We start from the raw sequence: 22,714 nt of genomic DNA, 5'->3' as shown, positions 1-22,714 counted from the left end.
AAATTATGATATTTTGCAATGTAAAAACCCCACATGAATATACTATGGAAATCAGAAAGTGGGATAGAGAGACTCTGGCGGATGGTCAGGAAATGGCTTTTGAAATAGAAAAGCTTTTCAATAATACTTTCTATAATAAGATGATTCAGGAGCAGCATGAGCGGCCCATAGAGGTCATTATTCCTGCCTCTGGCTGGAACAATATGATTCCATACAGCCAGAAAATCGCGGTAAATGGGATAAAAGCATCAGATAATCCGATAGTTAGTCCATGTACTCCAAAGGAATTATCTCCGGCAGAGGTAAAACTTAGAAGAAAAATGGTTGGAATGATTACTGACGGTGAAACAGAAGATGGATACGTAACGTTTTACTGTGTAGAAAAGAAGCCGACCGGAGATTTTAGCGTGTATTTGAGGGGGGTAAGTGATAATGGGTAAAGTAATTATTGCCGGATCTGGCGGATCTGAAGCAGGTTCTGATGAGTGTACAGCTTCAAAGGCAGAAGTTTTAAAGGGATATAAAGCAATTACATCAGATTCCACTGATGAAGTGGCAGAGGGGACATTAGAACTTACTGGTGACGCATCAGATAGTCAGGTACTGGAAGGAAAAACATATTATAATTCGAATCCAAAGATTAAGAGAACAGGTTCTATGGTAAACCATGGTGCGGTAGCCCTGAGTTTGAATGCTGGTGCTTCATATACGGTTCCTGCTGGTTTTCACAATGGGGGAGGTAAAGTTACGACTAACAGTTTGGCAAGTCAGACCAGCGCAACGGCTACGGCGGCACAAATTTTAAGCGGGCAAACGGCTTGGGTGAATGGGGGGAAGATTACAGGAAATATTGCTTCTTTGGCAGGGCAGACCATTACCCCGGGAGCTTCCCAGCAGACGGTTTCCAGTTCTGGCAAATACATGACTGGGAATGTGGTAGTTGCGGGTGATGGAGATCTTGTGGCGGGTAATATTCTCCGGGGCAAAAATATATTTAATGTTGCAGGGAGCAATAACGTACTGAAGTACATAAATGGACAAGGAACTTCGGGGACATCATCTTTGTCGCTTGGAAATGGTACCTATTGGTATTATCTTACGGTTAATCCAGGTTTTAATCCCGTATTTGCTGTTGTTATTTGTGGTAGTATTCTTTGGCGGGTAAATGGTACAAGCGCCAATTACGAAAGCACTAATAATGGTGCAAGTGGTTATTATGGCTCAATATCTACGTCGACTTGGACGTGGACATCATCTTCTGTAATGCTGCCATGTTCGTCACGAAGTGAAACTTGCTATTATTACATTTTTGGATATTAACGTGGTTTAAATACCAATTCCTATAGGGTTATAAATCTTTTATAAAAAGGGATCTTTTGAGCAATAAATGTATTAATCAAGGAACCTAAAAAAGGGAAGGAACGTTGATGTACCATAATGAATAATCAAAAAAACCGATAGCATTTAGTATCCAGAAGTAGACACAGACTTTTGATGCGCAGATCTCCCACCTTGTCACGATATCCAGAATAGGAGTGGAAACAAGCGCTTATGGCCAGATCATGGAAGAATTAAAGGAAGCGAAAAAGTCATAGATTAACACTGCCTGCGGCCAGACTGTTTGCAATGGGATAACCGTGGAGTTCTCCACCGACTATGAGCATAACATTCTGACACAGAGCGATTAGCTTAATTTGTTCGGCTTGCAGGTACAGCTTGCTTCCGGAGCGAAGGAGATTGTATATCATGCAGATGGACAGCTATGCCGGTTCTATCCTACGGCTGACATAGCTGTCCTTGTGGAAAAGCCATGTTCCGCGTGTCTTACCATGTCACCTATGGAAACAGCTTAAAAACTTGGATTGACAGCGTAAAAACGGAAAAAACTGCAAGAGATCTTTTTTGGTGCTGCTGTTCCCGGAGAGTATCAATCAGAAGTCCTAAAAACATATCTGGCACAAATAGAAGCTATGGCCGGGGAGGATGGGGAGAAACGATGAATCAGGCGTTTAAATATGTGTTCCTTTGGTTTGTAGGCGGAATCATTTACATAGGTATGGAACTGGTGTTTCGTGGCCGTTCCCATTGGACCATGTTTTTTTAGGTGGCATCTGCTTTGTGATCCTGGGCCTGATCAATCAGGTAATTCCATGGGAGATGCCCTTGTATCAGCAGGTACTGATCGGAGACATGATCGTGACAGCCCTTGAATTTATCACCGGCTCGATAGTAAATATATGGCTTGGCTGGGGAATCGGGGATTACAGCGATCTTCCGGGGAATGTCATAGGGCAGATATACTCCTTATTTTGTTTGATCTGGCTGCCGGTATGTCTGGCCGGGATCGTCCATGATGACTGGCTGTTCAGAGAGGAACGGCCGCATTATAAATTTATATAAGAAAGCGTGAGGAGAATGAGAATAAAAAATATATTATGTACAGCTACAGGAGCTGCAGGCAGTTTCATAGTGTCTTTAATTGGAGGGTGGGATACCGGTATCGGAACTTTAATACTTTTCATGGCTGTTGATTTTCTTTCAGGCCTTGCAGTAGCTGGAGTATTCCATAAAAGTGTAAAAACAGAATCCGGAACATTGGAATCAAAGGCGGGCTTTAAAGGCTTATGCAGGAAGTGCATGACGCTCCTGTTTGTACTGGTGGCCTACCGCCTGGACCTATCCCTAGGCACCTTTTACATACGCGACACGGTCATCATCGGATTTATGGCAAACGAGCTAATATCCATTGTAGAAAACGCTGGCCTAATGGGTCTGCCTCTCCCGGCAGCCCTGGTTAAAGCCATAGACATTTTAAACAAAAAATCACAGCCATCACAATAACAGTGAAAAGCCCAGCTCGGTACACCCCAGGTACATCCCCTGCCCTTCCATCATATGATAATACAAAAAGGACAAGGTGACTTTATGGTCAAAAGCGAAGCAACAAAAGAAATGTCAAACATGGAATTGTTGGGAATACAGGAAAATCTAAAGAACTCCGATTATACGGAAATTGAACGTTTCCGGGAATCCTTTGATGCAAACGAGATGGGCTTTGTGGGCGAAAGGGAAGGGATTTAATATGGAAGTTCACAAACTATTGACACCATACAACTACAGCAACGGTCAGATAGACCGAATTAAATATATCGTGATCCACTATGTAGGGGCTTTAGGAGGAGCCGAAGCAAACTGCAAATATTACGCCTCCCAATACATTGGAGCCAGCGCCCATTATTTTGTTGGATTCAGTGGAGAAATATGGCAGTCCGTTGAGGACAAAGACATTGCATGGCATTGCGGGGGGAAAACATATACCCATACGGAATGCCGTAACAGCAACAGCCTGGGAATCGAACTTTGTGTCAGGAACAAGGGAAGCCAGTCAGATACAAGCAGAGACTGGTTTTTTGAAAATGCAACTGTAAAGGCAGCCATTCAACTGACAAAAGAACTGATGAAGCGATATAATGTCCCGGCAGATCATGTGATCCGCCACTACGATGTAACGGGTAAAATTTGCCCCAATCCTTACGTATACAATCATACCCAGCATACCTGGAACGATTTTAAAGCATCTCTGATAACAATGCCTCAACTTAAATCCGGGTGGGTAGAAGAGGACGGCGGTTGGAGGTTCTACCTGGGAGATACAGGAAACTATGTGAAAAACGACTGGTATAATGATGGGGAAAACTGGTATTGGTTCGATGGTGCCGGCTTTATGGTAAAAGATACATGGAAAACCGGATCAGACAGCAAATGGTATTATTTAAATGACAATGGTGCTATGGCAAAAAACCAGTGGGTTACCTGGAAAGGAGAATTATACCGGGCTACGGAAGACGGCAGCATGTTCGAAGGAAAAATGCATCTGGATACAGATGAAAAAGGCGCCCTGCACGCGGTATGAACAATAGACGGGAGTCCGGTGATCCGGCCCCGTCTTAAATAATGGAAGCAATCCCAAAATGCTGGAAATAATTCCCGTCCTGTGCTAAAATGACCTATATAACGGATTACTGTGTATCTCAGGTCATTCATCAGAAGATGATCCCATGGCTCAGTAGCAGCGGAATTTTTCCGATTTCATAAAAAACAGTCAGTGAGGGACACCCATGCCCAATTATAAACGAAATCCAATCCCCATCATTTTGATATTTTATACCATTTGCTTTGCATTCCGGGTGATAGAATATTTCCTATTCCGCACCGACCAGTCGGTAATCGGAGAAGCATTTATACATAAACTTGCCGGAATCCTTCTGCTGGCGGTGGCTCTGCCGTTTTTCCGGTACTCATGGGCAGAAATCGGTTTTTCCTCTAAAAAGGTGATCTCCAATATTTTATTAGGAACTTTGCTGGGTGCTGTTGTTTTTACAGCAGGCTATGGGACCGAAATATTGATGCAGTCGGCAGCAGGTGATTTTTCAGGACTTAAATTTTATGCGACCAGCTATTCCGTTTTAGGCAACCGGGGGATGGAGAATGGTCTCCTGTTCCTTCTGATCTGCATAGCAGGAAACATGATCAATGTGGTTATGGAAGAGGGAGTTTTCCGCGGATTGTTTGTCCGGTTGTCAAAAGAAAAATACTCCTTTCCTATCGCATGCCTGCTGTCTTCCGTTCTCTTTGGAATCTGGCATATTATGCAGCCCCTGAGAAATGTCATAGACGGCAGTCAGTCCATGACAGGGGCATTCATGGCAGGCCTGGTGCTGGTGGTCACCAGTACTCTGCTGGGCGTTCAGTACTGCATGCTTTTTCGGCTTACAGGATCCCTGTGGGCAGGAATGGCGGCTCATTTTATGAATAATACCACGGTTAATCTTTTGCATGTGGTTACTGCTTCCGGAGTGGATGAACTTCTGACTGTCCGCATCACCATTGCCCAGACTCTTTCTTTTTTCATTGTGCTTTTCCTTTATATATTTCGTAAAAAAAAGGAATGAATCCCATCCGGGACAATCCTTTGCTCCCTTTACGAAAATCCTGCTCCTGAGGTTTCCGGCGGGGCCGGGTGCCGGTCATTTTCTTGCTGCTGGTTTAATTTCAATTTCCGGCGTCTGAATCGCTGATCCTTTCCCTCTTCCAAAATGACCGGTAGCAGAATGGTTCAACGGTTCTACCGCCTGATTGTTCCTGCATTGAAGTCCGATTTGTAATTCCGACAATACCGATAATTTCAACAATTCCGATAATTCCGGCAATTGATCCATAAAAAAGTGATAGCCATCCTGCAGCAAAACCCTAAAGGAATACGAGATAAACGAAGCAAATATGCGTAAAAACAGAAAACAGAGCATAAACAGAATTCCAGCCGGCATCCAGAGGAGCGAGAGAAATCATCTGAAACAAATGATTCTGAAACAAATGCCTCCGGGACAAACCTCCGAAGACAGACTCCCGAAAACAAAACCCCCGAGGACAAAGTGCATAAAACTAATAGTAACAACACAATATTTATCATAAATAATATAAAATATATTGACATAGACCTAAGAAAGTGTTATTTTGATATTATCAAAAACGTTTTTGAAAACGGGTCTTTTGTACAACACTTCTAAAAGGAAGTGTTAAAAAAAACTAAGAACCAAAAACGTTTTTGGAAAATGAGGTGTAAAATGGCAAAATCAATTTACGATGTGGCACAGGAAACGGGATTATCGGTAAGTACGGTATCAAGAGCGTTAAACGGATACAGCGATGTGTCGGCCAAAACCAGGGCGCGCGTGGTGGAGGCGGCGGAAAGACTTGGGTATGTTCCCAATACCAGTGCCAAAAACCTGTCTTCAAAGAACAAAAAAAATGTGGCATTGATCATTTGCGGACTTTTGGAAGAGGCCCAGTCAAACGAGTTCATGATGAATGTGATCCAGGGAGCTTATTCTTACATGATGAAGCATGAGATCAATCTGGCCATGTATTCCATTGGGAAGGAAGAACAGGAAAAAAAGGATTTTGATACATTTTGCAGAGAATATTCATTGTCAGGAGCCGTGATCATGGGACTGAGGATAACCGATCCTTTGGTAAAAACACTGCCTCACTCGACCCTGCCCTGTGTGTCCATTGATATACAACTGGACGGGACATGCACATCGGCTGTCATGACTGATGACAGAAAAGCGTTTGAGCGGATCACCCAGTACGTGATCGACCGGGGGCATAAGAAGCTGATTCTTGTCTATGGACGGAAAAAGTCTGATGTTTCCATCAGACGTCAGCAAGGTTACTTAGATGCCCTTGAAAAGAACGGCATTGATCCAAAAAGCTGTAAAGTAATCTATACGGATTTTATGGAACAGAAAGCTTATGAAGGAACAAAAAAACTGCTGATGGAATATAAGAGGGAGGCCGGTACCGCATTTGTCTGTATGAGTGACTTAACGGCCATAGGTGTTCTAAGGGCGGTACAGGAGCTGGGATATGAGAGCCCGGAAGACTTTTCCATCACCGGTTACGACGGCAACTACTTTATGAAATACATTGACCCTTTTATCACCCGCATTAACCAAAACATGTGGCAAAAAGGTTATGATGCGGCAAAGCTTCTCATGAAGATGGTAAATGACGAAAAATATTCCAGGATTCATATGACAAAATATTTTCTTGAGGATGGCAAGAGTGTGAAACAATTGTAAATGAATATTAAGGAGGATTTTTATGAAAAGAAAATTGGCGGGATTTATGGCGGCTGTTATGGCAACAGCAACAGTGCTCAGCGGATGCTCCGGCGGGAGCAGCAATACAACCGCATCAGGGACAGGAAAGACGGAAAATGGGTCAGGCAAGGAAATTCAGATGACTTTCCCAACCTATCTGGCAGGTGAAAATGTAGGGGCGGTTTTCTTCCTTCCTGAGGTAGAACGGTTTAATCAGAAGTATGCAGGCAAGTATAAGATCGTGATCGAAGAGGTTCCCCAGGCCCAGTATGCGGAAAAGATTAAGCAGTTGGCCCAGCAGAACAAGCTTCCGGCCATTGTTCACTCCCCCGGTTCCGGAGGAATCGATCTTCAGTGGTTTAAGAGCGTGGCTCTTGCCAATGGCATGGCATATGATCTGACCAAGTTTGCAGAGTCCAACCCGGAGATAAAGAAGAATTGGATCGATGAATCCATAGAATATTGCACCGTAGACGGAAAGCTGATCTGCAAGCCCCTTTCTGTATTAAAGCCTGTGGGCATGTATTATAACAATACCATGTATCAGCCGGAAAAAGCCGTTAAGGATATGACCCTTGACGAATTTACAGAAAGCATCGGAGACAACAAGATCGCTTTCCAGACAGCGGAAAATGCTTGGACCACAGGACTTCTTCTCACAGCCCTTATAGCCAACCAGGAGGGTGGAGAAACGTATCTGGCCCAGTTTGTGGATGATAAGCTGTATGATTATACCGATGAAAAAATCGTTACCGCAACAACCATTCTGCAGAAATTTCTCCAGAAAAATGCATCAGCCAATACCATTGGTGCAGCTTACGCAGATGCAGCGAATGCATTTATGAGCAAAAGCGCTGGCCTTATATGCAACGGCTCCTGGATGGCTTCTGATTTCGATGAGAAAGCGGCCGACAAATGGTCTAACGGATTTACCGGTGAGGAAGTGACCTCAGATATTTATCCGGGAAATTTTGCCGTTGCCAATCCAAGAGTATACGGTGAATTCTGGATCGCCAATACTGCTTCTGATGAGGAAAAGGAGCTGGCAGAAGCTTTCTTTGCCTTCCGTGATTCCAAGGAAGAAATCGAGCAATTGGTTCTGACCGAAGGCGGAGTGGCTCCCAAATTGGATTACAGCGATGAATTCTTAAAGAAACAGGCGGAAAACCGCATTTTATCCCAGCTTGCCGAAAGCATGGATGGAAATACCAGATACACTGCTTCAATTTTTGATGTGATGCCTGCCTCTGTTGCTGATACGGAATTTGGAAAGCTGCTTCCCAAGCTGGCAGATGGAACGCTTTCACCGGAGGAATTTTGCAGCCAGTTGACCCAGAAGGCAGCGGAAGCAAAAAATTAAACATAGTAACATGGGAAGTCAAGCGGATATTCGCAATCCGCTTCGCTACTTGCTCACAGCGTGCCCCGCTTCACCGGGCATAACCGAATAGCAGCTCTCGCTGCTTATCATGTGGAGTTTGTACTCCACATGACACAAGCAAGTCCCTATTTCCACTTAATGACCTCGCGTTCCCGCTTATAAGGGGCGGGAACACTGGGTCACACTGTTCTTTTTGCATTTGAAGAGGGGGACTTACTTGATTCGGTTAAATACTGTTGCAAAAAGCCTGTGAAAACAGGTGTATTGCAGCAGTATTTTTTAGAAAGAGGGGAAAAAATGAAAGCAGGAAAATCCAATTCCACTGTATTGGAGAGAAGGAATTATAAGTGGTGCTACTTATTTTTATTGCCCTCCCTCCTGATATTTTTGTTGTTTTACTTATCACCCATCCTTACGGTAATCGCCACATCATTTACCAAGTGGGATGGCTTCAACAAACCGGTTTTCATAGGATTTAAAAATTACATCGATCTATTTCACTCAAAAACCTTTCTCATATCCTTGAAAAACCTTCTTGCCTGGTCCGTGATTGCGGCTACCCTCCATGTGGGGTTCGGGGTGCTGATGGCATTTATCCTGTACGCAAAGCCTAAGGGATGGAAATTCACCAGAGTGATTTTTATGGTGCCCAACGTGATCTCAGCGGCTGCATGGGCTATGATATACAAATTCATTTTCAATGACGATATGGGAATTTTAAACAATTTAATCCGAAAGTTTCATCCTGATTTTCATGTCCAGTGGTTCTTCCAGTCTCCATATGCATTTTGGGCGGTTACATGTACCTGGATTTTTTATGCGGTAATTGTAACCCTGGTCGTATTAAATGATTTAATGGCAGTCCCCGAGGAAGTGGTGGAAGCTGCAAGGGTAGACGGGGCTTCCCCGTGGCAGTTGACCCGCCATATTATGGTTCCCCTTTGCAGAAATGCCATCGGGACCGGAGTGATTTGTTCTATCACTTCCAGGATTGCCATGTATGAGCAGATCAGGCTGACCACCGCAGGCGGACCTGGAGACGATACCATGAATATTCCGCTGATCCTGGTCAATTCCATATCCGATATGAAATACGGGTATGCCAATGCCAACGGTATGGTCATGTTTATTCTGGGACTGATCATTCTGGCAGTCGTTAATTATATATTCCGCATGAACGACAGTATATATTAGGAGGAGGGCTGAAATGAAGAAAAAAATCACCGTATTTTTAATGTATCTTGCTATGGGCTTTACTGTGATCATATCGGTATTTCCCATTCTCTGGGTGATTATGTCATCCTTTAAAACAAATGCCCAGATCCTTGGGAATCCATTTACACTGCCTTCAGCCATAAGCTTTGAGCCGTATGTATACTTATTTGAAAAATACGACTTTTTCCGGTACGCGGCCAATTCCTTTCTGGTGTGTATTTCCTCAACGCTCCTGTCCCTGCTGTTCTTTGCCATGGGTGCTTATGTGATCGGAAAGTACCGGTTTCCCGGAAAGACCCTGCTATTTGCCATGTTTACCATTACGTTGCTGGTTCCATCCCATTCCAAGGCACAGCCAATTTTTTCCCTGATCATGAAGATGAAGCTTTATGACAACATCTGGGGGCTGGCAGTGGTTTACCTTTCCATGGGACTGGCAATGTCCATGTTTATTTTAAAATCCACCTTTATGTCCATCCCATCATCCTTAGATGAGGCGGCCAGGCTGGAAGGAGCAGGTTTTCTACGGGTCTTTTTCCAGATCAACCTTCCTCTGGCAAAGGGCGGGCTGGCTACGGCCGGGATTCTCATGTTTTTAAATAACTGGAATGAATTTTTTTACGCTGCCCTGCTGACCTCTTCCAATAAGAACAGGACTCTGCCGGTGGCGCTGCAATTTTTCACTGAATCATTTTCTTATGATTATACAAAGCTGTTTGCCGCTTTAACCCTTGTGGTGCTTCCCGGCATCATTTTGTACGCATTGGCCCAGGAGCAGGTACAGGCCAGTGTTGCGGCATCAGGAGTAAAAGGCTGACATTATAGGAGGACAGAATGTTTAACACAATGAATTTTTTGAAGGGTCAGGGAGATTTAAAAAACTGGCTGATAGAGGAAACAGAGTTTGATGCCCGGAATTTGGGAAAATACGAGGCGATTTTTGCCCAGGGAAACGGTTACATAGGGATACGGAACGCCCTGGAGGAGCGGTATGTGGAAGAAGTGAGAAACACCTTCATTACCGGGACCTTTAATAAAGCGGGGAAGGAAGAGGTGACAGAGCTTCCCAATATTCCGGATGTAACCGCAATGGACATCTATGTTGACGGATACCGTCTGAACCTGCAGTCAGGTCAGGTCAGGTCGTATTCAAGAGTCATGAACTTAAAAAATGGAGAAACCACCAGAACGGTCGTATGGGAATGCCCTTCTAAGACTGTGGTAACGGCTGTGTTTAAACGGTTTGTTTCTCTGAAAAATGAACATGTTGCGGCGGAGTGTCTGGAGCTGTCCTGTGACAGCAGCGCCCAGTTGGTCATTGAGACGGGAATTCACGGGGAGGTGACAAACCATGGGGCCATGCATTTTGAGAATTTAAGGCGCAGGATTTATGACGGTGTTACCATGCAGTTCCTGGCGGAAACTACGGAGTCCCAGGTGGTGGCAGCGGTCCACAGTGCCTGCCGGCTGAACCGGGAGGAAAAGCCGCTTCCGGTTATGGGAAGAAGAGATATGGATCTGCGGTGGTCCATAACAGCAGGGGCCGGTGAAACGATCCGTCTGGAAAAGGTATCCTGTTTTCATTCCTCCAGAGATCAGGCCTATGAAAGGGAAGAACCTTCCGGTACTCTTAAGCGGCTGAAGGCAGACGGCATGGAATGCCTGGGGATGGAATGTGAAAAGGGGTATGAACGGCTGCTGGCGGAGTCGGAAGCAGTGTGGGAAGAATTCTGGAAAAACCATGAGGTGACCATAGGGGGAAATGCTGATTTCCATCAGCTTGCCATCCGGTTTGCCCAGTATCATTTGAATATTATGGTGAAAAAGGACGACAACCGTGTGGGGATCGGCGCAAAGGCCCTGACAGGAGAAGGCTATAAGGGCCATTCCTTTTGGGATACGGAAATGTTTATCTTACCCTATTTTACCCTTACGGAGCCGGAAACTGCCAGAACGCTTCTGGAATACCGCTACAGAAATCTCTATGGCGCCCGTAATAAGGCAGCCGAAAACGGCTGGGAAGGAGCCATGTATCCGTGGGAGTGCGCCTGGATTGATGACGGCGAGGTGACGCCCCTTTACCTGGGTGCTGATGTGGTAACGGGCAAGGTGCAAAAATGCCTGACAGGCTTAATTGAGCACCATATCAGCGCGGATGTGGCTTATGCGGTATGGCAGTATTATCAGGCCTCCGGAGATCAGGACTATATGGACCGGTACGGATATGAGATCATACTGGATACGGCTCTTTTCTGGGCCAGCCGCCTGGAATGGAATGAGAAAAAGGGCTGTTACGAGATTCTTGATGTGATCGGTCCTGATGAGTATAAGGAGCATGTGGACAATAACGCCTATACCAATTACATGGCTGATTATAATATGGAGCTGGCAGAGCATGTAATGGAGGCTTTACCAAAGGACAATAAGGCGGTTTCGGACCGGCTGGACCAGAAGTTCCATTTCAGCCAGTTAAAACAAAGGCTTAAGGAAAAGAGGGCAAAGCTCTATCTTCCGGTGCCCGGCAAAGGCGGCATTGTTCCTCAGACAGACCAGTATATGAGCTTAGAGCCCATTGATCTGGAACCCTATAAGACCTCCGGAAAGGTCCTGGGAATCCACCAGGATTATAATTTGGAACAGATGGGAAAGCTGATGGTTTCCAAACAGGCTGATACGGTTATGCTGGATTTTGTGCTTCCGGATCTGTTTTCTCTGGAAACAAAAAGAAAAAATTTTGTGTTTTATGAAGATAAAACCCTTCATGATTCATCCTTAAGCCGTTGCGTTCATTCGATTTTAGCCAATGATTACGGGATGGAGGACATGGCCTGCCAGATGCATCAGGGGGCATGCGCCATTGATCTGGGGCCTAACATGAAATCATCAGAGGAAGGGATCCACAGTGCCTCCGTCGGAGGAATCTGGTTAAGCTGTGTCATGGGCTTTGGAGGGGTGAGGATCCGCCATGGCAGCCTGGATCTTAATCCAAAGCTCCCAAAGGCCTGGGAGGAGCTTCGGTTTCCCCTGGTATGGAAGGGCCAGAAGCTGACGGTTACAGCGGAAAAGAAAGGCGTCAGAATCGAAAACAAAGGAAGCATCCCTGTGTCTCTTTCGGCATTTGGCAGAAGCAGCAGGGTGGAACCCGGTACCTCCATATATGTGGAAAAGAAGACCTATGAAGCGGTTATTTTTGACTTGGACGGAGTGATCTGCCATACGGATCATTACCACTATCTTGCATGGAAAGAGGTGGCAGATGAGCTGGGGATTTATTTTGATGAAATCATCAATCACCGTCTGCGTGGAGTCAGCAGAAAGGAAAGCTTTGATATCATACTGGAACAATATGATAAGGTCATGAGAGAAGAAGATAAGGAAATATACCTTACGAAAAAAAATGAGATCTATAAAAAGCTGCTGGAAAGCATGACCTCTTCCGATTTGTCAGAAGAAACAAAGGATACGTTACTTGAATTGAGAAAGCGGGGAATAAAGCTGGCCATTGGCTCTTCCAGCAAAAATGCGGGGATGATCTTAAAACAGTTGGGATTGGAACACTTCTTTGATGCGGTTTCCGATGGAAATACAATCACCCATTCCAAGCCTCATCCGGAAGTATTTCAAAAGGCTGCCTCCATGCTGAACTGCAAGGCGGAAAGCTGTCTTGTAGTAGAAGATGCCGAGGCAGGGCTTGAGGCCGCAAGATCAGGAAACATGGATTGTGCAGCAGTGGGAGATGCGGTGAAGTCTTCATTGACTGATTATAAACTGTCAGCTTTCAGCCAGTTGCTGGAAATCGTTGGATAGGAGGTATGTAGATGGAGGAATGCAGCATGGAACTGGATATTCGTTCCGTACCTTTCAGCAGATACGGCTCTTATCTGGCATTTTCCTATCCTCAGGATGGCACGAAGGAGTTTGACAGCCACATTGGGGTGCGGGTACTTTACGGCGCATTTTCCCAGCAGGAGACCTATCCCATTATACTGATAGATAATGAGGGAAAACCGGAAGAAAAAATTTCAGTTTCCATGTCGCCATGGGAATTGAACGTAACTTCTAAAACAGGTGGATACTCCATATGTTTTGGTGATGAGGACACGTTTCTCCTGAAAGCAAATAGTCCCGTTTTGATTACCAAGACAAAAGCGGGATCCTATGACAGAGTGATGGAACACATGGATGGAAGCTTTGAAATTGCAGGAGATGATATGGCACTGCAGGTGTCCGTACAAAAAGGAAACGCAAGGAATCAATGGGCCTGTCCGGACAATGGTTATGGAAGCAGCAGAACCGGGCTTCTTCTAAGCCCGGTGGAGGGAGAGCTGTTGGTCCAGGTAGCCCTTATCGGTTTAAGTCCTCAAAAAAAGGAATATGAAAGTTATGATCTGTGCCGTCAGGCGGTAAAAGAGGAATATGAGGAGTTTGAGGCAAAGATCATGAAAAGCTTAAAAAAGGCGGATCCGGCTTATGAAAAAGCCGGAAGGGAGGCTGCTTATATTTTATGGCATTCCGTGCTCCATCCGTCCGGGTACATCAAAAGACCGGTAATGGTCATGACAAAAAACTGGATGAATCTGGTATGGAGCTGGGATTATGCCTTTAACGCCCTTGCTCTGGTTTCATCCCATCCGGACCTGGCATACGGCCAGTTTTTAGCCATGGCAGACCAGCAGGATGAGTATGGCGCATATCCCGATGCCTACCAGGCAAGGAAGATCATACGTTCCTTTGTAAAGCCTCCGGTTCAGGGATTTATCCTGGAGAAAATGTTTCAGATCCACGATCCAGGCAGAGAGGTGAAAGAGAAGCTGTACCGTTCCACCGATGCCTTTACCCTCTGGTGGCTGAACTACCGGATGGAGGAAAACGGCATCCCTACCTACCACCATGGCAATGATTCCGGCTGGGACAATGCCACCGTTTTCCGGATGGGCCTGCCGGTCCAGTCACCGGATCTGTCGGCCTGGCTTGTCTTGCAGATGGAGTTTCTGGAACATACGGCAAGGGACCTTGGGCGGCTTCAGGAAGCTGAAAAATGGAAGGAACAGGGAGAGGATCTGCTCTCTAAGCTGCTGGCCTATTTTGTAAGGGATGGCCGCTTTGAAGCGGTGAAGATCCCTGAGATGGAAGTGGTGCCCTCTGATTCCCTGATTCTGTATCTTCCTTTGATCCTTGGGAAGCGGCTGCCGGAGAAGCTTCGGGAAAGTCTGATTTTAGGACTTTTAAAGAAAGGCCATCTGGCCGGTTCCTGGGGATTTGCGTCAGAGCCTTTGGACAGTATGCTGTTTGAGGAAGACGGCTACTGGCGGGGAGCGGTCTGGCCTCCTGTCACCATGATTCTGGTAGATGCACTGAGACAATGCGGCAGAGGGGAAGAGGCACGTTTTTACGCGGAACGATTCTCCAGGCTTTGCGCAGAAAAAGGATTTTATGAAAATTACAGTGCACTTGACGGGCGGGGCCTGCGGGATCACGGTTTTACCTGGACGGCCAGTGTGTTTCTTATTTTGCTTCGCGATTATTTAATGGATTAGAGAGGGAAAGACGATGAAAAATTGGTGGAAAGAATCCGTAGTATATCAAATTTATCCCAGAAGCTTCTGTGACAGCAATGGAGACGGGATCGGTGACATCGGAGGGATCATCAGCAAGCTGGACTATTTAAAGGAACTGGGAATTGATGTGGTCTGGCTGTCTCCTGTATATGATTCTCCAAACGATGACAATGGCTACGATATCCGTGATTACCGTAAAATCATGAAGGAATTTGGAACCATGGAGGAGTTTGACCGGCTTCTGGAAGAGCTTCATAAACGGGAAATCAGACTGGTCATGGATCTTGTGGTAAACCATACCTCAGATGAGCATTCCTGGTTTGTGGAAAGCAAAAAATCAAAGGATAATCCCTACCGTGATTATTACATATGGAGAGATGGAAAAGACGGAAAAGAGCCCAATAACTGGGGATCCTGCTTTTCCGGTCCGGCATGGAAATATGATGAGGAAGCAGGCCAGTATTTCCTTCACCTTTTTTCCGAAAAGCAGCCTGACCTAAACTGGGATAATGAGACGGTCCGGACAGAGGTATATGATATGATGAAATGGTGGCTGGATAAGGGCATTGACGGATTCCGCATGGATGTGATCAGCCTGATCTCCAAACAGGAAGGACTTCCTGACGGTCCTGCCATGATCAATGGGTATGCCAGCTTTAATGTTTCAGCCAACGGTCCCAGGGTCCACGAATATTTACAGGAAATGAACCGGGAGGTTTTATCCGGCTACGATATTATGACGGTAGGAGAATGTTCCGGAGTGACCGTTGAGGAGGCTGCCAAATACGCTTCTTCCGACGGAAATGAGCTTAACATGGTATTCCAGTTCGAGCATATGGATGTGGATGGGGATCCTGACAACAAATGGACGGATAAGAAGATGCATCTTCCGGACCTTAAGGCGATTATGACAAAATGGCAGAATGGGCTTGAGGGAATTGCCTGGAACAGCCTGTTCTGGGAAAATCACGACCAGCCCAGAGTTGTTTCCCGTTTTGGCAGTGACAGTGAGGAATACAGGGAACGTTCCGCCAAAATGCTTGCCACCTGCCTTCACATGATGCAGGGAACTCCTTATGTGTATCAGGGAGAGGAGCTGGGCATGACCAATGTCCCCTTTGAAACCATCCATGATTTTAGGGATTTAGACAGCATAAATGCCTACTATGAGCTGACTGGAAAAGGAATTTTCACCCAAGAGAAAATGATGAAGTACATAAGGTACAAGAGCCGGGACAACGCCAGGACACCGATGCAGTGGGATACAAGCGCCTATGCCGGATTTTCAGAGGCCTCCCCATGGATCATGGTAAACCCCAATTATGAAAGGATCAATGCCAGAGAACAGATGGGACGGGAGACTTCCGTATTCCATTATTATAAAAAATTGATCGCTCTTCGCCATGAGCATGAGATCATGGTTTACGGCAGTTATGAGCTGCTGCTTCCCGATGATCCCCAGATCTACGCCTACGTGAGGACCTTGGGAGAACGGAAACTTTTGGTGGTATGCAGCTTCTGCAGCCAGACGGTAAACTACAGCGTACCTAAAGAATTTGAATCAGGAACGGTTTTGATCAGCAATTATGAGGCCAAGGAGAGAAAAAGCGGAGAACTGAAACCTTATGAAGCATTGGTGATTTATCAATAGTATCATATTTCTGGGCAGTTAAAAAGGCTTTTGCAAAGTAGTTCTGTACGAACCTATTTTGCAAAAGCCTTAAAACTATACAAAAAATCCCATTCAGCGGGTTATTCCGAACGGGATAAAATTCTGTTCTATAAATTAAGCCAATGTGTTTACAGCTCTGGAGATTCTGGATACTTTTCTGGAAGCGGTATTCTTATGATATACGCCCTTAGTAGTAGCCTTATCGATCTCTGCGATAGCGTTTGCTAAATTTGCCTGTGCAGCAGCCTTGTCACCGGCAACGATAGCAGTTTCTACCTTCTTGATAGATGTTTTCACTTTGGATCTGATCGCTTTGTTTCTAGCAGCTTTTGTTTCGTTTACTAAAATTCTCTTTTTTGCAGATTTAATGTTAGCCAATCGGTACACCTCCAATAAAATGATATATAATAATTTTTTTGTTTTGCATCAAAGTCTGGACACGGACAGTTCAATGTAAACATACCTTTGTATTCTAACGAATTTCGACGCATATGTCAATACATAATTCCCGTATTTTTGCAGAAAATACCTTAGAAATGCTGGAAAGCTTTACTGGCATACCTTTATGCCCCAAAAGCATGGGCAATTAAAGAGGAAAGGTGGAAAAAATGGAAAACACGTTTACAGTTCGTACAGACCTTGCAGTAGAAGAAAGAGAAAGCTTCCCGGGCGACGGCGGCGAAATATCAGGAGTGTCCTTGCGGGAGTGGCATCGGGCAGACAGCCATATAAAAATGACCGAGGTAAAGATTCTTGACAAAAAAGGCGAAAAGGCCATGGGAAAACCCATTGGAACCTATATTACCCTGGAAGCCGATGAACTTTCCCTGAAAGACGAGGATTATCACAGGGAGGTTTCAGAAGAGCTGGCAAGCCAGATCGAGCATCTCCTTGAAGGAAAAGATTATCGGACACCGGATTTTCATGTGCTGGTGGCAGGACTTGGCAATTCTTCCGTAACCCCGGATTCCCTTGGACCAAGGGTCCTTAACAACCTGCAGGTGACAAGGCATTTAAAAGTCCAGTACGGTGAGGATTTCTGGAAGGGAAGAAGCATGCCTGTTATCAGCGGTATCGTTCCGGGAGTCATGGCCCAGACAGGAATGGAAAGCGCCGAGATTTTAAAGGGAATCATAAAAGAAACACAGCCGGATCTTATTATTGCCATTGATGCTTTAGCGGCCAGAAGCGTAAAGCGCCTTGGGACAACCATTCAGCTTACGGATACAGGAATCCATCCAGGATCAGGAGTGGGCAACCACAGACACAGCCTTACTCTGGAAAGCCTTGGAATTCCGGTCATGGCCATTGGAGTGCCTACGGTTGTAGGGGCTGCGGCCATTGTCCATGATACGGTTTCCGCCATGATAGGCGCACTTTCAGAAAGCATGGAAACAAAGGGAATGGGGGACTTTATGGGAAATCTGAACTCAGATGAACAGTATGATCTCATTCGGGAATTGCTGGAGCCGGAGTTCGGACCCATGTATGTGACTCCTCCGGATATTGATGAAACAGTAAAGGAACTGAGCTTTACCATTTCAGAAGGAATCCATCTGGCATTTTTGGGACAGGAAGATTCGTAGTAAATGACAGTCATTCTGCATAGGATATTATGAATAATCTATGCAGGAAGGCGGCCATGAAGCAGAGAAACAAGGGAATTAACTGGTTTATAAGAAAAATGATGATTGCAGTAAGCCTGGTTCTGGCCGTTCTTCTCAGTGTAAAGGAAGTTTCAGAGGCCGGGAAAAAGGCGGACTTTCGCAAGGCGGAAAATTGGGCCAAAGAAGGAGCCGGCCTTGGGGCTTCCTATATCTGGCGGCACCAGTATCCGGCCGCAGCATGGGAAGAGAATGGCCAGAACGGCATTTTATCCGGGAGCAATGAAAAATCTTTTATAAATGTTCTCTGTGATTTCCTTTTCAGCCAGTCCCCTCTTTACCGGTATGCCGGCAGCAGCGGAAAGACAGAAACAGATTATGGGGATATTGATCCGGCCTATGAAGGATATCTGGAAAGCGGAAAATTTTATGAGGAACACAGCTTCCTTTTATATGACGGGGGAGAGGAAAGCGGAGAGGATGGAAGCGTTAATGCCGGGACCCATAAGGCGCAGCCATCGGTTGGAGGGGATACGGCAGCTAACCCGGCACCGGGGCAGAATCAGGCGGCAGAGACCAACCAGACAGCATCGGCTGAAAAAGGAAATACTCAGACCAGGGATAAGGACCCTGCCATGACCTGCGCAGTGAGCAGCGTATGGCCTATAGCAGGGAACCTATACCGCAAGGAGCAGTTGGCTGATTACGATTTTCTCATAAAACATTTTTACAACGTCCATACCTCCACAACGGTTGGCAGGGATTTAATGAAGGCAGATGACTTCCTTTCCCAGAATTTCACCCTGGAAGAGGGCAATGACAAACCCCAGATCCTTATTTATCATACCCATTCCCAGGAGGAATTTGCAGATCACGGGCCGGATAATCCCAATGCGACTGTGGTGGGAATCGGAAGCTATCTTACGGAGCTTTTGACTGCTAAGGGTTACAATGTGATCCATGATACCTCGGTTTATGATTTACAGAACGGAAAACTGGACAGAAACAAGGCATATACTTTTGCCTTGGATGGCATTACCGGCATCCTTCAGAACAATCCCTCCATTGAGGTGATACTGGATGTCCACCGGGATGGAGTAAATGAGCATCTGCACATGGTAAACCAGGTCAATGGAAAACCCACAGCTCCCATTATGTTTTTTAACGGAGTCAGCCAGACACCAAAAGGGCCGATTGAATATCTTCCCAACCCTTATAGGGAGCAGAACCTTGCATTCAGCTTTCAGATGCAGCTTGACGCAGCGGCCTATTTTCCTAATCTGACCCGGAAAATATACATAAAAGGACTTCGGTATAACCAGCATTTAAGAGCAAGATCGGCCCTGATTGAAGTGGGTGCACAGACCAATACATACCAGGAAGCGTTAAACGCCATGGAACCTCTGGCAGAAGTTTTAGATATGGTGTTGCAAGGAAATTAAAAAAATGGTATATTTTAAAGATATCATAGTAATCTGGCGGATTTTGCCCTTTCGATGGGTGCTTGCCGGAAAACACCAGAAACATCAGAAAAGAGGAATTAATTATATGGCAGCTGCCCAGCAGAATAAGATACGTAATTTTTGCATTATCGCTCATATCGACCACGGAAAATCAACCCTTGCGGACAGGATTATAGAGAAAACAGGGCTGTTGACCAGCAGGGAAATGCAGTCTCAGGTGCTTGATAATATGGATTTGGAACGGGAACGGGGAATTACCATCAAGGCCCAGGCGGTCAGGACCGTTTACAAGGCAAAGAATGGCGAAGAGTACGTTTTTAACATGATTGATACGCCGGGCCATGTGGACTTTAACTATGAAGTTTCCCGAAGCCTTGCAGCCTGCGACGGAGCCATCCTGGTGGTGGATGCTTCCCAGGGGATCGAGGCTCAGACACTGGCCAATGTATACATGGCTCTTGATCACAACCTTGATGTATTTCCGGTTTTGAATAAAATCGATCTTCCAAGCGCGGAGCCGGAGCGTGTGGTAGAGGAGATCGAGGATGTCATAGGGATCGAAGCCCGGGAGGCTCCCAGGATATCCGCTAAGACAGGAGAAAATGTGGAGGAAGTCTTAGAAGCCATTGTAGAAAAGATCCCGGCTCCCGAGGGAGATCCTGAGGCACCCCTTCAGGCCCTGATTTTTGACTCTTTTTATGATTCCTATAAAGGCGTCATCGTTTTCTTCCGGGTGAAGGAAGGAACCGTAAGAAAAGGCGACAAGGTGCTCATGATGGCTACGGGAGCAGTGGAAGAGGTAGTGGAAGTAGGTTATTTCGGCGCAGGCCAGTTCCTTCCCTGCGAAGCCTTAAGCGCCGGTATGGTAGGATATCTGGCAGCCAGCATAAAGAATGTAAAGGACACTGCGGTGGGCGATACCATTACCCTTGCCAACCGTCCCTGTAAGACGCCCCTTCCAGGCTATAAGAAGGTGACCTCCATGGTTTACTGCGGCCTGTATCCTGCGGACGGAGCCCGTTACAATGATCTGCGGGATGCCTTAGAAAAGCTTCAGCTTAACGATGCGTCCCTGTTCTTTGAGCCTGAGACTTCTCTGGCCCTTGGCTTTGGTTTCCGCTGCGGATTTTTGGGCCTTCTTCATCTGGAGGTCATTCAGGAGCGTCTGGAACGGGAATACAATCTGGATCTGGTAACAACGGCCCCGGGAGTTATTTACCGTGTTTATAAAAAGAACGGGGAGAAGCTGGAACTGACCAACCCTTCCAATCTGCCTGATCCAATGGAAATTGAATATATGGAAGAGCCAATCGTCAGTGCGGAGATCATGGTGACCACGGAATTTGTAGGCGCCATCATGACCCTGTGCCAGGAACGGCGGGGGGTGTATCTGGGAATGGAGTACATGGAAGCTACCAGAGCACTTTTAAAATATGAGCTTCCTTTAAACGAGATCATTTACGATTTCTTTGATGCCTTAAAATCCCGTTCCAAGGGATATGCGTCCTTTGACTATGAACTGAAGGGCTACCAGCGGTCAGAGCTTGTAAAGCTGGACATCCTGGTGAACAAGGAAGAAGTGGATGCCCTTTCCTTTATTGTTCATGCCTTATCCGCCTATGACAGAGGACGGAGAATGTGCGAAAAGCTTAAGGATGAGATTCCAAGACAGCTTTTTGAGATCCCCATCCAGGCAGCCATCGGAGGCAAGATCATTGCCAGAGAAACAGTAAAGGCCATGAGAAAAGATGTACTTGCCAAATGCTATGGCGGTGATATTTCCCGTAAGAAAAAACTCCTTGAAAAGCAGAAGGAAGGTAAAAAACGCATGCGCCAGGTCGGTAACGTAGAGATACCGCAAAAGGCATTTATGAGCGTATTAAAATTAGATGATGAATAAAAAGAATCTGGAGATTTACGTGCATGTCCCGTTCTGCGCACGTAAATGTGCTTACTGCGATTTCCTTTCATTTCCCGGAAACCGGCAGATGCAGCGGGAGTATACAGAAAAATTAGTAGAAGAGATCAAATTCCAGAGTGCCGAAGTCAAAGAATACCAGGTGATCAGCGTATTCATAGGGGGAGGCACTCCTTCTATATTAAGTATAGAGGACATGACAGCAGTTCTTCATGCTCTTGCCAATGGGTTTGAGATCCTGGCCGATGCAGAAATCACCATGGAGGTTAATCCCGGTACGGTTACGGCCGAATCCCTTGTCTGTTACAGGGAGGCAGGGGTAAACCGGATCAGCATGGGGCTGCAGTCCGCAGATGACAAAGAACTGGGCTATTTAGGCAGAATCCATACCTACGATGAATTCTTAAAAAGCTATCAGAGAGTCCGTATGGCTGGATTTGACAACGTGAATGTGGATTTGATCTCGGCAATTCCTGGACAGACAGTGGAATCATGGAAGAATACTTTAAAAAAAGTGACCATGCTGAAGCCGGAACACATATCTTCCTACAGCCTGATCGTGGAAGAGGGAACCCCTTATTTTGACCGGTATGGGGAGCATGGTAAAATGGAAAATTATTCCCTGACACAGGAAGAGCGCCATTGTCTTAAGTCCCTGCCGGATTTGCCAGATGAGGATGCGGAGCGGGAAATGTATTATATGACCAGGGATTTTCTAAAAGAGCAGGGGTATGAAAGGTATGAAATATCCAATTACTCCAAAAAGGGTTACGAGTGCAGGCACAACATCGGTTATTGGACAGGAATGGAGTATCTGGGCTTAGGCCTTGGGGCGTCTTCCTATTTGAATGGATGCCGTTTTCACAATACCTCTGCTTACAATGAGTATTGCAGCGCCCGTCTTGACCAGGAGGAAGTATTTCAGGAAGTGCTGAGGCAGGAGCTTGAACGGCTTACCATAGAGGAAAAGATGGAAGAGTACATGTTTTTGGGGCTGCGCCTGACCCAGGGCATTTCAGCCCAGGGGTTCGTCAGCAGCTTCGGCCACAATATCCGGAATGTTTACGGTCCGGTGTTGGATTCCATGGGAAAAGATGGTCTTATGGAATATGACAATGGCTATTACCGCCTGACCTCCAGGGGGATCGACATCAGTAATTACGTCATGAGCCAGTTTTTAGTGTAAGCGTAAGTCCATGTTAAAGTGAAGGAATAATAACTGTTATTATTCGATACGA

The 22,714-nt window shown here is 45.9% G+C and carries 20 protein-coding genes; 18 read left to right on the top strand and 2 right to left on the bottom strand.

Annotated features, from left to right (window positions below; all coding sequences use genetic code 11):
* Window positions 1-5: 5 nt before the first annotated feature.
* The 7 genes from ACYVD3_RS11720 to ACYVD3_RS11690 all read left to right on the top strand — a co-directional run bounded on the left by ACYVD3_RS11720 (window position 6) and on the right by ACYVD3_RS11690 (window position 4,952).
* Complete coding sequence (locus tag ACYVD3_RS11720; protein ID WP_460642697.1) at window positions 6-440, top strand: hypothetical protein; 435 nt, start codon at window positions 6-8, stop codon at window positions 438-440.
* Entirely contained in the window at window positions 433-1,320 is an 888-nt protein-coding gene (locus ACYVD3_RS11715) for a hypothetical protein (RefSeq protein WP_460642696.1), read from the top strand. Before ACYVD3_RS11720 ends, ACYVD3_RS11715 begins: the two co-directional genes overlap by 8 nt.
* 798 nt (window positions 1,321-2,118) lie before the next feature.
* Entirely contained in the window at window positions 2,119-2,400 is a 282-nt protein-coding gene (locus tag ACYVD3_RS11710; RefSeq protein ID WP_460642695.1) for a putative ABC transporter permease, read from the top strand.
* A 21-nt stretch (window positions 2,401-2,421) separates the two neighbouring features.
* Entirely contained in the window at window positions 2,422-2,841 is a 420-nt protein-coding gene (locus ACYVD3_RS11705) for a phage holin family protein (protein ID WP_460642735.1), read from the top strand.
* Window positions 2,842-2,925: 84 nt separating this feature from the next.
* Window positions 2,926-3,081 (top strand): hypothetical protein, encoded by a 156-nt coding sequence (locus ACYVD3_RS11700; protein ID WP_460642694.1) that lies wholly within the window; start codon window positions 2,926-2,928, stop codon window positions 3,079-3,081.
* A 1-nt stretch (window position 3,082) separates the two neighbouring features.
* Window positions 3,083-3,913, top strand: coding sequence for a peptidoglycan recognition protein family protein (locus ACYVD3_RS11695; RefSeq protein ID WP_460642693.1), 831 nt, complete (start codon window positions 3,083-3,085; stop codon window positions 3,911-3,913).
* 205 nt (window positions 3,914-4,118) lie between these two features.
* On the top strand, window positions 4,119-4,952 hold the full coding sequence (locus tag ACYVD3_RS11690; RefSeq protein ID WP_460642692.1) for a CPBP family intramembrane glutamic endopeptidase: 834 nt from the start codon (window positions 4,119-4,121) through the stop codon (window positions 4,950-4,952).
* Window positions 4,953-5,027: 75 nt separating this feature from the next.
* Here the strand turns inward: ACYVD3_RS11690 and ACYVD3_RS11685 are convergent, their stop codons facing one another.
* Window positions 5,028-5,219, bottom strand: a complete 192-nt coding sequence (locus ACYVD3_RS11685) for a hypothetical protein (RefSeq protein WP_460642691.1) — start codon at window positions 5,217-5,219, stop codon at window positions 5,028-5,030.
* Window positions 5,220-5,624: 405 nt separating this feature from the next.
* Here ACYVD3_RS11685 and ACYVD3_RS11680 point away from each other — a divergent pair, with 405 nt between their 5' ends.
* The 7 genes from ACYVD3_RS11680 (at window position 5,625) to ACYVD3_RS11650 (ending at window position 16,470) form a co-directional block, all read left to right on the top strand.
* Window positions 5,625-6,644, top strand: coding sequence for a LacI family DNA-binding transcriptional regulator (locus tag ACYVD3_RS11680; RefSeq protein WP_460642690.1), 1,020 nt, complete (start codon window positions 5,625-5,627; stop codon window positions 6,642-6,644).
* 22 nt (window positions 6,645-6,666) lie between these two features.
* Window positions 6,667-8,025: an ABC transporter substrate-binding protein gene (locus ACYVD3_RS11675; RefSeq protein WP_460642689.1), complete on the top strand. Its 1,359-nt coding sequence runs from the start codon at window positions 6,667-6,669 to the stop codon at window positions 8,023-8,025.
* 318 nt (window positions 8,026-8,343) lie between these two features.
* Complete coding sequence (locus ACYVD3_RS11670; protein WP_460642688.1) at window positions 8,344-9,240, top strand: carbohydrate ABC transporter permease; 897 nt, start codon at window positions 8,344-8,346, stop codon at window positions 9,238-9,240.
* A gap of 13 nt (window positions 9,241-9,253) precedes the next feature.
* A complete protein-coding gene (locus ACYVD3_RS11665; RefSeq protein ID WP_460642687.1) occupies window positions 9,254-10,078 on the top strand; it encodes a carbohydrate ABC transporter permease in 825 nt (274 codons plus the stop codon).
* A 17-nt stretch (window positions 10,079-10,095) separates the two neighbouring features.
* Complete coding sequence (pgmB, locus tag ACYVD3_RS11660) at window positions 10,096-13,068, top strand: beta-phosphoglucomutase (protein ID WP_460642686.1); 2,973 nt, start codon at window positions 10,096-10,098, stop codon at window positions 13,066-13,068.
* A gap of 11 nt (window positions 13,069-13,079) precedes the next feature.
* Window positions 13,080-14,798: an amylo-alpha-1,6-glucosidase gene (locus ACYVD3_RS11655; protein ID WP_460642685.1), complete on the top strand. Its 1,719-nt coding sequence runs from the start codon at window positions 13,080-13,082 to the stop codon at window positions 14,796-14,798.
* A 13-nt stretch (window positions 14,799-14,811) separates the two neighbouring features.
* A complete protein-coding gene (locus ACYVD3_RS11650) occupies window positions 14,812-16,470 on the top strand; it encodes a glycoside hydrolase family 13 protein (RefSeq protein WP_460642684.1) in 1,659 nt (552 codons plus the stop codon).
* Between the two features lie 135 nt (window positions 16,471-16,605).
* Here the strand turns inward: ACYVD3_RS11650 and rpsT are convergent, their stop codons facing one another.
* Entirely contained in the window at window positions 16,606-16,869 is a 264-nt protein-coding gene (gene rpsT, locus ACYVD3_RS11645; protein WP_460642683.1) for a 30S ribosomal protein S20, read from the bottom strand.
* Window positions 16,870-17,099: 230 nt separating this feature from the next.
* On the opposite strand from rpsT, the gene gpr reads away from it, so the two are divergent.
* The 4 genes from gpr (at window position 17,100) to hemW (ending at window position 22,662) form a co-directional block, all read left to right on the top strand.
* A complete protein-coding gene (gene gpr / locus ACYVD3_RS11640) occupies window positions 17,100-18,077 on the top strand; it encodes a GPR endopeptidase (protein ID WP_460642682.1) in 978 nt (325 codons plus the stop codon).
* Window positions 18,078-18,133: 56 nt separating this feature from the next.
* Complete coding sequence (locus ACYVD3_RS11635) at window positions 18,134-19,537, top strand: stage II sporulation protein P (protein WP_460642681.1); 1,404 nt, start codon at window positions 18,134-18,136, stop codon at window positions 19,535-19,537.
* 106 nt (window positions 19,538-19,643) lie between these two features.
* Window positions 19,644-21,458 (top strand): translation elongation factor 4, encoded by a 1,815-nt coding sequence (lepA, locus tag ACYVD3_RS11630; RefSeq protein WP_460642734.1) that lies wholly within the window; start codon window positions 19,644-19,646, stop codon window positions 21,456-21,458.
* On the top strand, window positions 21,448-22,662 hold the full coding sequence (gene hemW / locus ACYVD3_RS11625) for a radical SAM family heme chaperone HemW (RefSeq protein ID WP_460642680.1): 1,215 nt from the start codon (window positions 21,448-21,450) through the stop codon (window positions 22,660-22,662). The genes lepA and hemW overlap by 11 nt, the downstream gene beginning before the upstream one ends.
* Window positions 22,663-22,714 lie beyond the last annotated feature (52 nt).

Source organism: Lacrimispora brassicae, from assembly GCF_054772055.1.
Note: the sequence above shows the minus strand (reverse complement) of the source record. Positions and strands in the feature narration are given on the sequence as shown.

Coding starts and splice junctions, on each gene's coding strand:
- pgmB (WP_460642686.1), top strand. CDS start 10,096: ATGTTTAACACAATGAATTTTTTGAAGGGTCAGGGAGATTTAAAAAAC.
- ACYVD3_RS11720 (WP_460642697.1), top strand. CDS start 6: ATGATATTTTGCAATGTAAAAACCCCACATGAATATACTATGGAAATC.
- hemW (WP_460642680.1), top strand. CDS start 21,448: ATGATGAATAAAAAGAATCTGGAGATTTACGTGCATGTCCCGTTCTGC.
- ACYVD3_RS11680 (WP_460642690.1), top strand. CDS start 5,625: ATGGCAAAATCAATTTACGATGTGGCACAGGAAACGGGATTATCGGTA.
- ACYVD3_RS11700 (WP_460642694.1), top strand. CDS start 2,926: ATGGTCAAAAGCGAAGCAACAAAAGAAATGTCAAACATGGAATTGTTG.
- ACYVD3_RS11665 (WP_460642687.1), top strand. CDS start 9,254: ATGAAGAAAAAAATCACCGTATTTTTAATGTATCTTGCTATGGGCTTT.
- ACYVD3_RS11650 (WP_460642684.1), top strand. CDS start 14,812: ATGAAAAATTGGTGGAAAGAATCCGTAGTATATCAAATTTATCCCAGA.
- ACYVD3_RS11695 (WP_460642693.1), top strand. CDS start 3,083: ATGGAAGTTCACAAACTATTGACACCATACAACTACAGCAACGGTCAG.
- gpr (WP_460642682.1), top strand. CDS start 17,100: ATGGAAAACACGTTTACAGTTCGTACAGACCTTGCAGTAGAAGAAAGA.
- ACYVD3_RS11690 (WP_460642692.1), top strand. CDS start 4,119: ATGCCCAATTATAAACGAAATCCAATCCCCATCATTTTGATATTTTAT.
- ACYVD3_RS11715 (WP_460642696.1), top strand. CDS start 433: ATGGGTAAAGTAATTATTGCCGGATCTGGCGGATCTGAAGCAGGTTCT.
- lepA (WP_460642734.1), top strand. CDS start 19,644: ATGGCAGCTGCCCAGCAGAATAAGATACGTAATTTTTGCATTATCGCT.
- ACYVD3_RS11655 (WP_460642685.1), top strand. CDS start 13,080: ATGGAGGAATGCAGCATGGAACTGGATATTCGTTCCGTACCTTTCAGC.
- ACYVD3_RS11685 (WP_460642691.1), bottom strand. CDS start 5,219: ATGGATCAATTGCCGGAATTATCGGAATTGTTGAAATTATCGGTATTG.
- ACYVD3_RS11675 (WP_460642689.1), top strand. CDS start 6,667: ATGAAAAGAAAATTGGCGGGATTTATGGCGGCTGTTATGGCAACAGCA.
- ACYVD3_RS11670 (WP_460642688.1), top strand. CDS start 8,344: ATGAAAGCAGGAAAATCCAATTCCACTGTATTGGAGAGAAGGAATTAT.
- ACYVD3_RS11635 (WP_460642681.1), top strand. CDS start 18,134: ATGAAGCAGAGAAACAAGGGAATTAACTGGTTTATAAGAAAAATGATG.